Below are 7,968 nucleotides of genomic sequence, written 5' to 3' on the forward strand. Positions count from 1 at the left end.
GAACGAACTATAGCGGCCTGAGTTGACAGAATGAGCAGGACAATACTGGAGGCATATTGTCACCCAGTGCTGATGCTCGTCTCTTTTTGTCTAACATCAAGGAGCTTCACATGGGCAATATGTCGAGCGAGATGCAGTCCTGCATCGACGAATGTCTTCGCTGCTATCAGACCTGCCTCGGCATGGCCTCGAACCACTGCCTCCCGGCGGGCGGCAAGCACGTCGAGCCCGAGCACTTCCGCCTGATGCTGGCCTGCGCCGAGATGTGCCGGACGTCGGCGCACTTCATGCTGATCGGGACGAGGCATCACAAGCACACCTGCGCCGAGTGCGCCGACGTCTACGAGGACTGCGCCCGAAGCTGCGAGCAGGTCGGCGACATGCAGCATTGCGTCGAGCAATGCCGCCGCTGCGCCGAGAGCTGCCGGAAGATGGCCGCCTGATCGAAGCGCCGCCGGAGCCGGTTCGGGCTCAGTGACCGGCCACGGCCTTCCGACGCGGTGCGGGGGGCGGCATCGCCCCCTGGGAGCCGCCCGGATGGCAGGCCGGGACGTTCGCCCCGGTCTCCAGGCTGGCGATGATCGGGCAGTCCGGCCGGCCGTCGCCGTCGCAGGCGTCTGCCAGGGACCGCAGGGCGTCGGCCATCTCGTTCAGTTGGCGGGCCCGCTGTTCGAGTTCCGTGACATGGGCCCTCGCGATGGCCTTCACGTCGGCGTTGCTGCGGTCGGGGTCGCTCCAGAGCCCGAGCAGCACCCGGATGCGGTCCAGCGAGAAGCCCAGGTCCCGGGCGTGCCGAATGAAGCCGAGCCGGTGCAGGTCGGCGGTCCCGTAATCGCGGTAGCCGCTGTCGCGACGGTCCGCCGGGGGCACGAGCCCGATGCTTTCGTAGTGCCGGATCATCTTGGCCGAGACCCCCGAGGCCCGGCTCGCCTCGCCGATGTTCATCGTGAGAGCCCCTCCGTTGACCTTCCCATGATGGGAAGGTCCAGGAAGGTGCGCAAGCCCAATCGGCCGCGACCGATCCGTCGTTTCCACGGCAACGAGCGGACGGCATCCCGGCCAGACAACCCACGGAGTTTCCGATGCAAGCCACCGCGTCCCGCAAGGCGGTCCTGTACCGCATGATGATGCCGCAGCACATTTGCCCGTACGGCCTGAAGGCGAAGGACCTCCTCGAACGCCAGGGCTTCCAGGTGGAAGACCACTGGCTGACCACCCGCGAGGAGACCGACCGCTTCAAGGCCGAGCACGGGGTCAAGTCGACGCCCCAGACCTTCATCAACGACGAGCGCGTCGGGGGTTTCGACGACCTCAGGCGGCATTTCGGCCAGGCCGCCAACGACCCGAACGCAACGACCTACACGCCGGTCGTGGCGGTGTTCTCGATGACGGCGCTGATGGCGTTGGCAGTGAGCTACGCCGTGTACGGCACGCCCCTGACCGTCAGGGCGGCCGAGTGGTTCATCGCCTTCAGCATGTGCGTCCTCGCCCTCCTCAAGCTCCAGGACGTCGAGACCTTCTCGTCGATGTTCCTCGGGTACGACCTGCTGGCCAAGCGCTGGGTGCGCTACGCCTACGCCTATCCGTTCCTGGAGGGCATCGCCAGCGTCCTGATGGTGGCCGGCGCCCTGAACTGGCTGTCGATCCCCGTGGCCCTGTTCATCGGCACCATCGGCGCGGTCTCGGTGTTCAAGGCGGTCTACGTCGACAAGCGCGAGATCAAGTGCGCCTGCGTCGGCGGATCGAGCAAGGTGCCGCTCGGCTTCGTCTCGTTGACCGAGAACGTGATGATGGTCGCCATGGCCGTCTGGATGCTGGCGATGGGGCATTGAGCGGCATGGCCACGACGTTCCCCGCCTGGCTCCACGCGCTCTCGATCCTGGCCCTGCTGCTCGGGGCCGCCTGCTCGTTGCTGCTGTCGGTGCAGGTCATTCGGCATCCGCAGCACATGACCGTGATGAACGTGGTCTGGCCGGTCAGCTCCCTGTTCGGCACGGTGGTCGTGGTTTGGGCCTACTTTCGCTATGGCCGCCTCGCGACCATGGAGGCGCATCACCGCGCGATGGAGCGGGACGAGAAGCCGCCGAACATGACGCAAACGCCGTTCCCGGTGATGGTGGGCAAGGGCGCGCTCCACTGCGGCAGCGGCTGCATGCTGGGCGACGTCGCCGCCGAGTGGCTCGCCTTCCTGGCGCCGGTGGTGGCGGTCTGGTTCGGCTGGCAGTCGCTGTTCGAGGAGAAGATGTACGCGGTCTAGGCGCTGGACTTCGTCTTCGCCTTCGGGCTCGGGATCGTGTTCCAGTATTACGCCATCGTCCCAATGCGGGGGCTCTCCCCCGGCCAGGGCATCGTTGCCGCGCTCAAGGCCGACACCTTGTCGCTGATCGCCTGGCAGGTCGGCATGTACGGCTTCATGGCGTTCGCCCAGTTCGTCGTGTTCCCGCACCTTGCCGGGGAGCGCGCGCCGGTGAACTCGGTCGAGTTCTGGTTCGCCATGCAGGTCGCCATGGTCGCCGGATTCCTGACCAGCTACCCGGTGAACTGGTGGCTCGTCGGCTCCGGCATCAAGGAGCGAATGTAAGTTCGCTCCCGCAAGCCCGTGCGACCTGCTTGCCTTGAGGTCCGTCGTTTCAATCGAGAAAAAATAAGGGGCCCCGAAGGGCCCCTGGACGATCACATGCGGTGGTGGCGATGACCATGACCGTGGCGCATCATGTGGCCGCGGTGGTGATGGTGGCGCATCATGTGGCGGTGCCCGTGACGATGGCGCATCATGCGGCCGTGGCCGCGGTGACCGTGCATGCCGTCCATACGGACGTCGACGACGTTGGTCGTGGCATCGACGGCGCCGACCATGCCGGGAGCGGCGGACGCAGGTGCGGCGATGCCGATGGCGCCGAGCGCAGCCAGGGCGGCGACGGCGAACAGGGACTTCCTCATCTGGCTTCCTCTCAGGTTGTTGGTGGCCTGGATCGGGTCAGAGACCAATCCGGCGACACCTGTGAACGGCCATGCTTCCAGGACCGTTCCGCGAGGTGCGTACTCCTGGGCCGAGCATGGATAAGGGAACGTTCTTCCCACGGTTGCTTCGGCCCCGCGGGCCCTCGCGCCGACTTGGGTCGCCGCCCGCCTCGACGGGGCGCCGGCTCGACCGGATCACCCGTCCTCGCCCCTCTTCCGCATGCACTTGCGGGATCGTCCGAACGGTGACGGCGCAGGCGCCGCGCGTCCCGGACGTCGAAGGACGCGTCCGGGCCTCCGGGGAACATCCCCTCGCGTCCCTTCCGTCATCCGGCGCGTGCGGGCCACTGCCGATGGAGGTCGTCGATGACGAAGGCGTGCGCATGGCGCTTGCCCTGGTGAAGGTGCGGGTGCCCTTGAGCGAGGTCGGCATGGGCATGCTCGATCACGTCGGGATCGGCAGCCGGCCACGTCCAAGCCGCCGCCGCAACCCCGGCGATCGTCAGGGCACCGAGGACCGCGAGCGTCGCCGGCATTCCGACCGATGCGCCGAGCCAACCCGCGAGCGGATAGGAGACTGTCCGACGTCAGCACCTGTGGGACAGAATGAGGGTCTACACGAACGGAGGATGGCTGGTTCATCGTAGCCCCTGAGGAGCGAAGATGAAGCAGACATCCGGACCGGCCAAGAAGCCGGCAGAAGCGGTGATCAAGGACATTCGCCGGGCCACACGTCGGCAGTTCTCGTCCGAGGAGAAGATCCGCGTGGTGCTGGAAGGCTTGCGTGGCGAGGACAGCATTGCCGAGTTGTGCCGACGTGAGGGGATCGCCGCCTCGATGTACTACGGCTGGTCCAAGGAGTTCCTGGAGGCTGGCAAGAAGCGCCTGTCCGGCGACACGTCTCGTGCGGCCACCACGGATGAGGTGCGGGATCTCCGTCGCGAAGCGGGGGCGCTGAAGGAGGTCGTAGCTGATCTCATTCTGGAGAACCGGTTGCTCAAAAAAACTAGTGCGTTTTCGGTTTGGGCTGATTCGACTGATTGGGGTTCACGCAGCGGCGTCGGGCTGATTCACTGATCGCTCTTGAGGGAGCGATGCATGGGACGGCCCTACAGCCAGGATTTGCGCGAGCGTGTGGTGGCAGCGGCCGCAACGACGTCGCGTCGGCAGGCGGCGGCGCGCTTCGGGGTCGGGATCGCGACCTCGATCCGCTGGATGGCCGCGCTGACGACGACCGGGACGGTGGCCGCTCGTCCGCAAGGACGGGCGCGCCGCTCGAAGCTCGATCCGCACGAGGCGTTCCTGCGCGCGCTGATCGACGCAAAGGACGACATCCCCCTGGAAGAGATGCGCGCCCGCTTGCGGGACGAGCACGATCTCACGATCGGGCTGGGCACCCTGTGGAGCTTCCTCGACGCACGCGACCTCACGTACAAAAAAAGACAGCGCACGCCGCCGAGCAGGACCGCCCGGACGTGAAGGTGGCGCGCGAGGCGTGGTTCGAGGGCCAGCCCGACCTCGACCCTGCGCGCCTTGTTTTCCTCGACGAGACCTGGACCGCCACCAACATGGCCCGCCTGCGCGGACGCTCCCCGCGCGGCGAGCGGCTGCGCTCGCCCGTGCCGCACGGCCATTGGAAGACCACGACCCTGGTCGCCGGCCTGCGCCTGTCCGGGATCGCTGCGCCCTTCGTGCTCGACGGGCCGATCAACCGCGACGCCTTCCAGGCCTACGTCGATCAGGTCCTGGTGCCCGAACTCACCCCAGGCGACATCGTCGTCATGGACAACCTCGGCAGCCACAAGGGACCGGCCGTGCGGGCGGCGATCGAGGCGGCCGGTGCGCGGCTTCTGTTCCTCCCGCCCTACAGCCCCGACTTCAACCCGATCGAGATGGCCTTCTCGAAGCTGAAGGCCCTGCTGCGAAAGGCGGCCGAACGCACCGTCGAGGGTCTGTGGTCGGCCATCGGAGGCCTCGTCGACACCGTCACCCCGGACGAAAGCACCAACTTCTTCGCCGCTGCAGGATACGAACCAGATTAAACCGAAAACGCTCTAGGACCAAAGGGCTTCGCTCTTTGATATTATTTCATCGGACTTATTACGACATTAAAATCTTGGTCTATGCTTAATACATAATCGGTCGGAACGTAAAATGATCCGACGGTTGCATCAGAACAAGTCACCCTCACGGCGTATCCATTTCCACTCTTACCCAGGAAAGTCGCACTCGTTGCTATTGGGCAAGAGTATGTTTCAGATCTAATTAAAGCTCCAAAAGCTCGAAGTTGATCTTTTGTTGCTGGATCATCCGCTGGCGGGTTATTTTCCGTCAGGAGAAAAGCACAAATTACGACCATATTTTGCATGAAGACGCTCATCACCCATGCCCTCGCGTCTGCTCTTCGCCTCCAATAGCGCCCCCTGCCCTCGCCGACGAAATACCGCTTGCGGTACATCCGTTGTCGACGGTCGGTTAGGCGGCGCTCCACTGATCCTACCCAAACAGCAGGAGGCGAAACAACGCCCGCTTACAGGCAGACATGGAGACGGACTCAGCAGACGCGTTGGGTCGCGGCCCGTGCGTCCGCTCTACGACCGGGATGTGTGGTTTGCCGCCCGTCTGCTTTCGTTAGTCAAGTTTAAAATTCGAACACCTGCTTAGGCCGCGAACCTTACAAGGCTGATGTTATTGAGGGGCGGCGCCATCAGTCCGGGAGCAGAAAGAGCTTGGAAAGCACCCTCTGACTTAACTGATCCGCTGTGGACGGCTATGGCAAAGCAATACTTGACCTAGAACATTCCATTATTGGCGACCGCGAACGAGATCTACTCCCGTCTTGGCCGCAGAGCGGTCCAAGCGTTGGCCGAAGCATCTCACAAGATGCGCATCGGTTATCGTCTATTCTTTCGATTTCTACGGGTCTTTATCGGCGTTCTGATGACGGAGAAATGGCGTCTGCTTCAAACTCATAAAATCAAATCAGTTAGAAAATTAAAATCCTATTTAAAATTGAAATACCTTTATTTAAATAAATCACTTTTTATTTGCCGAAAGATGCAACCAAATATATAGTCAAGCTGCCGATCGATAAGCGGCCAAGTCACCAAAAAGCTGCAACGACAGTCCTTTCTACTGACGAGGACTGCGATTGGGCACCGATTCGGGTCGATGCTGGCGCTTGGGCGCAAATGGCGTCGGATGTGGGGACACAATGCAAAACCTCAAGACGATTCTGCTCTATTCCTCGGCTCTGCTAGCCGTCGGAGGGGGCGCACGCGCCGCGGATCTTCCAGTCAAAAAGGCAGTCCCTGTCGAATATGTCCGCGTCTGCACCGCCTACGGCGCGGGATTTTTCTACATTCCTGGCAGCGACACCTGTATCCGCCTCTCGGGGCGCGCACGGTACGACTACCTGTATCAGGCCAGCAAGGTCCGCACGGGAAGCGGAGGCGACGTGTCGGGCTATGTCGGCCTCCTCCGATTGAACCTCGATGCGCGCACGCAGACTGATTACGGCACGTTGCGCGCGTTCCTGCGCCTTGACGTCGCCTCCCGCAGCGGCCCCTTCGTCACTTCGGCCTCCCGCCAGCGCGAGGGGCAGGCCTTCCCAGGCCTCGGCGCGGACGCCTTCGGCCGGACGCAGGATTTCGTGAATGCCGACAAGGCTTTTATCCAGTTCGCCGGCCTCACTGCCGGTCGCGCATCGTCCTTCTTCGACTTCTACGCCCACGACTTCGAGTTGATCGGCGGCACCGCTGGTTCGGACAATTACAGCACCAACCTGCTTGCCTACTCGGCGGTGCTCGGCAACGGCATCACCCTGACGGCTTCGATGGAAGATCCGACCTTTCGACGCTTCCCGATCTTCGGCACCGGCGCCGCCGCTGGGGCCTTCACGGCGGCGGGCGGATTTGCAGGCTATAGCAACGCCTTCAACCCTTTTACGCCGTCCACGTTCCTCGCCCCGATCATCGTAGGGCAGGGCACCGTCGCCTTCGTGGACGTGACGCAGAAGAGCCGCCTTCCTGACTTCGTCGGCGTCGCTCGAATCGATCAGCCCTGGGGGTCGGCGCAGTTGTCGGCAGCCGTGCACGAGATCAACGCCGGCGACGCCGCCAGCACGGTCGCGGGTGTCGCGACCGCCACGGCAGGGCTCGGCATCGCTCCGACGGGCCGCGCATCCAGCGACTACGGGTTCGCGGTGCAAGGCGCTGTGAAGGTCAATCTGCCCTTCATCGCCCCGGGCGACACCTTCTACCTTCAAGGCGCCTATGGCCAGGGCGCCATGAGCTACACAGGCATCTCCAACTACACGGCGCCGTACGATGCCCTCGCTGCCGCCCCGGTGAGTGGAGGATCGTTCCTGCAATACTACTCAGATGCTGTATTGAACCCATCGACGGGCAAGCTAGAACTCTCTACTTCGTTCTCAACTGTCGCCTCGTTGCTGCATTACTGGTCGCCAACTTGGCGCTCGGCAGTTTTCGGGAGCTACGCGCAGATCGACTACAACACGCGGGGCCGCAACGCACTCGGCGCCCTCGGTTTCGGTTTCGCGCCAAGCGGAGCTAATGCGGCAAATGCGTTAGCCTTCGCCACGAGCCCCGTCCTGCGCGGCAACAACCAGATCGTCACGGGCGCCAGCCTAATCTGGACCCCGGTTAGGGACCTGGATATCGGCGTCGAGGGCGAATACATTCGAACCGCCCTCAACAGCGGCGTGACCCCCGACATCTCCAAGAGCTCCCTGCGCTACATCAGTTCGCAGGATGCGGCCCAGGTCCGTTTCCGTATTCAGCGCGATTTCTGAGCCTGTTCCGCCAACGCTGATACCGGCTGGGCGGGTAAAAGAGCCGCACGACTATCAACCAGGGTGTTTGCCTAGATCCGTGGAGAACAGAAGAATTTCTGGTTTCTCTTCCCCCTCGCAGGATCGACAAAGCCCGGCCAACTGGCCGGGCTTTGTTGTTTCCAAATCGATAAAGCGATAAATCAATATTAAAA

The 7,968-nt window shown here is 63.3% G+C and carries 7 protein-coding genes and 2 pseudogenes; 6 read left to right on the forward strand and 3 right to left on the reverse strand.

The genetic code is table 11. The features are described from left to right. The first annotated feature begins 110 nt into the window (after positions 1-110). Complete coding sequence (locus FV234_RS19850) at positions 111-443, forward strand: four-helix bundle copper-binding protein (RefSeq protein WP_147812919.1); 333 nt, start codon at positions 111-113, stop codon at positions 441-443. A gap of 28 nt (positions 444-471) precedes the next feature. Here the strand turns inward: FV234_RS19850 and cueR are convergent, their stop codons facing one another. Further along, positions 472-945, reverse strand: a complete 474-nt coding sequence (gene cueR / locus FV234_RS19855) for a Cu(I)-responsive transcriptional regulator (RefSeq protein ID WP_147812918.1) — start codon at positions 943-945, stop codon at positions 472-474. A 137-nt stretch (positions 946-1,082) separates the two neighbouring features. On the opposite strand from cueR, the gene FV234_RS19860 reads away from it, so the two are divergent. Together FV234_RS19860 and FV234_RS19865 are read left to right on the forward strand one after the other, a co-directional pair. Continuing rightward, positions 1,083-1,832 (forward strand): glutaredoxin, encoded by a 750-nt coding sequence (locus FV234_RS19860; RefSeq protein ID WP_147812917.1) that lies wholly within the window; start codon positions 1,083-1,085, stop codon positions 1,830-1,832. A gap of 5 nt (positions 1,833-1,837) precedes the next feature. After that, positions 1,838-2,581 (forward strand): annotated as a pseudogene (locus tag FV234_RS19865) (DUF4396 domain-containing protein). Between the two features lie 92 nt (positions 2,582-2,673). Here the strand turns inward: FV234_RS19865 and FV234_RS19870 are convergent. Both FV234_RS19870 and FV234_RS19875 read right to left on the reverse strand, forming a co-directional pair. Further along, positions 2,674-2,940, reverse strand: a complete 267-nt coding sequence (locus FV234_RS19870; RefSeq protein ID WP_147812916.1) for a hypothetical protein — start codon at positions 2,938-2,940, stop codon at positions 2,674-2,676. 347 nt (positions 2,941-3,287) lie between these two features. Next, positions 3,288-3,497: a hypothetical protein gene (locus FV234_RS19875; RefSeq protein WP_187273740.1), complete on the reverse strand. Its 210-nt coding sequence runs from the start codon at positions 3,495-3,497 to the stop codon at positions 3,288-3,290. A gap of 127 nt (positions 3,498-3,624) precedes the next feature. Here FV234_RS19875 and FV234_RS19880 point away from each other — a divergent pair. From FV234_RS19880 to FV234_RS19890, 3 genes and pseudogenes are all read left to right on the forward strand, one after another. Then, positions 3,625-3,966: pseudogene (locus FV234_RS19880) on the forward strand (transposase); the annotation flags it as partial. A 93-nt stretch (positions 3,967-4,059) separates the two neighbouring features. Next, positions 4,060-5,003, forward strand: a protein-coding gene (locus FV234_RS19885; RefSeq protein ID WP_147831201.1) for an IS630 family transposase whose coding sequence is annotated in 2 segments (ribosomal slippage) — positions 4,060-4,396 and positions 4,396-5,003 — 945 coding nt in all. Because the reading frame shifts where the segments join, the coding sequence is not laid out codon by codon here. A gap of 1,172 nt (positions 5,004-6,175) precedes the next feature. Further along, on the forward strand, positions 6,176-7,774 hold the full coding sequence (locus FV234_RS19890; RefSeq protein WP_147831203.1) for a porin: 1,599 nt from the start codon (positions 6,176-6,178) through the stop codon (positions 7,772-7,774). Positions 7,775-7,968: the final 194 nt, after the last annotated feature.

Source organism: Methylobacterium sp. WL8 (assembly GCF_008040045.1).
GTDB lineage: Bacteria > Pseudomonadota > Alphaproteobacteria > Rhizobiales > Beijerinckiaceae > Methylobacterium > Methylobacterium cerastii.